General features: G+C 50.5%; 1 protein-coding gene. It reads left to right on the forward strand.

All coding sequences use genetic code 11. The features are described 5' to 3' along the window. Positions 1 to 598 precede the first annotated feature (598 nt). Positions 599 to 2973 (forward strand): DNA polymerase III subunit gamma/tau (locus Q0546_RS03455; protein WP_366519249.1); only part of this gene is annotated, 2375 nt, incomplete at its 3' end.

Here is a 2973-nt window from a genome sequence, read left to right on the forward strand (position 1 = left end):
TTTTATCCGTATCCATACCTTAAGAAATAAAAGAACTTTTTGAGGATGTTAAATTTTAAAATGCGGCGCGCAAGCGTCAAATTTTATAAAGCGGCAACGATATAAATTTGAGATTTTAAGGGGGCGGATAAACCGCCAAATTTAGGTTATTTATTTTTAGTAGAGCGGTACATCGGGTGCTGATAGTCGTTCCTCTCGCAGCCCGTAGCTAAAAGCGCAAACATCAAAACAAGCGCGCTCAATACAACTTTTCTCATTTTCTCCCTTTTTTGAATTTCATTTCCGCGCGATTATAGCAAATTTAGCCAAATTACCAAAATCGACGCAGCTAAATTTGGCGGAATTTGTGCAGTGCGATTTGGCTTCAAATTTGTCGCCGTTCAGCGAGAGTTAAAAAGCGCGAGCGTTAAATTTGCTGGCCCGATTTTCGCTCTTGCTCGTCTAGAGTCCTATGCGATAAATTCGCGTTTACAGGCAAATTTGCTAGCCTAAATTTGTCCCGCCCGCCGACTCGTTTTGCGACGCGCCGAGCCGTAATATATTAAATTTTTATCCAAAAAAAAGTAGAATATCTCATCTTAAATTTAAGGAAAAATCCGTGTTGCAAGCATTAGCGCTTAGATATAGACCGCGAAATTTTAGCGAGCTCGTAGGCCAGGAGGCCGTCAGCACCAGCCTCACGCACGCTCTGGACGAGAACCGCCTAACCCACGCCTACCTTTTTTCGGGACTTCGCGGTAGCGGCAAGACATCAAGCGCGAGGATATTTTCGAAGGCGCTTGTTTGCGATCGCGGCCCGACAAGCCGGCCCTGCGAGCAGTGCGCCAACTGTATCGCTGCAAACGAAGGTCGCCACATCGATATCATCGAGATGGACGCGGCCAGCCACCGCGGTATTGACGATATAAAGGGGCTCATCGAGCAGACCAAATACGCTCCGGCGATCGCGCGCTTTAAGATTTTTATCATCGACGAGGTGCACATGCTCTCCACGCCTGCGTTTAACGCGCTGCTAAAGACGCTCGAGGAGCCGCCGCCCTACGTCAAATTTATCCTAGCCACGACCGATCCGCTCAAGCTCCCGGCTACGGTGCTATCGCGCACGCAGCATTTTAGATTTCGCCAGATCTCGCGCCCGGACGTCGTCGCGCATCTTGACTTTATCCTAAACCGCGAAAACGTCCCGCACGAAAAAGAGGCTCTCGAGATCCTCGCTCGTAGCGGCGCGGGCTCGCTGCGCGACACTCTCACGCTGCTAGATCAGGCCATCATCTACGCCAAGGGCGAGCTAACGCAAAGCGCCGTCGCGCAGATGCTGGGACTGCTTGATCCGCAGCGCATAGAGGAGATTTTGGCGTTCGTTATGAGCGGCGATAAATCAGCCGTAAGCGCGGCGGTAGCGCAGCTGGAGAGCTATGATGCCGAGATGGTGATAGATGAGATAACGGCAAATCTAAAAGCAAATTTCCTCGCGCAAAGCCCGAAATACTCGCTGCTTTTGTATGAGAGATTTTTTAGGATCCTCTCGCAGGCGCGCTCGATGCTAAGCGTCAGCAGTGACGGCGGATTCGTGCTTGGCGTGATGCTTTTTATGATGATCGAGGCGATAAATCTAAAATCGATCGACGAGATGATAGCCGTGGATGCGAGGGAAAAATTTGTGGATTCGCAGGCTCGTGCGGCTTCAAATTTCACGAGCGGACGAGGCGAAGCGACTAAATTTACGGCTCCTACGCAGACGGGTCAAATTTCAGCCTCTGCGGACGGATCAAATTTGACAGGTGCAAATGCGGTTAAGCCTGCTGCGCAAAACGGTGCGGCTCATGGGCGAAATTTTAACGTACAGGCTTTGGATGGCTCGGCAAATTTGAGTACCCAGACGCCGCAGGAGCCGGGTAGCCAAACCCACACCGCGAAAACTCCAAATCCCGCTTACGAGGCGTTTTTGGCCAAAATTTACGACCGCAGCTTTGATCTTGGCGAGTGTTTTAAAAACTGCATAGAGTTTTTGGAGTTTTCGGACGGCTGCATGAGCCTAGCCTCAAGCGCGGCGGGCGAGGATCAGAAGCGGCTTCGCGATGGATCGAAAGTAATTTTGCAGATCTTGCGTAGTCTTTTTGGCGAGAGCGCAAAGATAAAGATAACTCCCAGGCAAAGCCCAGAAATAGGGGCGCAAGATCAAAAGGGCGCGGCAAATTTGGATGACGAGCGCGGCGGTGCAGCAAAATCTGATGACGCCAAAATTGTTTCAAGTCGTGAGAGCGGCAAATTTGACGCGGACATCGCACTGGAAAATTTAAGCCAAAACGACCAAGCGCAAGAGCCCTCAAATTTGACCGGAAATTTGTTTGCAGGCGGTAGCGAGGAGAGGACGGCTACGCCATCGGAGCAAAATTTAGACGCCAAATTCGAAAGCAGCGAGCAGGGTAAGCAAACGCAAAATTTGACGCCGCAAACGCAAACGGATATAAATGACGCGGCTCCGAGCGCGCAAACCAATAGCGGCTCGCCTATGGGCGAAACCGAGCCCTTAAATTTAAACGAAAACGCGGCAAATTTGACGCAAAACTCGCAAATGCAGACGGATTTAAATCAACCCGCCGAGCCTAAATTTGCGCCTGATTTTGAGAGCATGCGCGACGACACGCACGATTTTCATGAGGCGTATTCGCTAAAATTTAAGACTGACGATGGAATGTCTGCGGGGGCAGATCTGTCGTTTTTGGACGACGAACTAAGGCGGCTAGAGAGTCAAAACTCTGCAAAAACTGAGCAAAAGCCAATCGGCACAACTAAATTTAACCAAAATAGCGCGCCGCAAACGGCTACCTTTGGCGAGTCGCCGTTTGATCTGGACGATGTGAGCGAGATGTTTGGCGAGGCGGCGGACTATGACGATAGCGGCACGCTCTTTGAGCAAGACGCAAGCGAGTCTGCAAACGCCGACGCAAGGCAAAATTTAGATACGACAAA

Origin of the sequence: uncultured Campylobacter sp. (assembly GCF_937997465.1) — a bacterium.
In the GTDB taxonomy this organism is placed as follows: domain Bacteria; phylum Campylobacterota; class Campylobacteria; order Campylobacterales; family Campylobacteraceae; genus Campylobacter_A.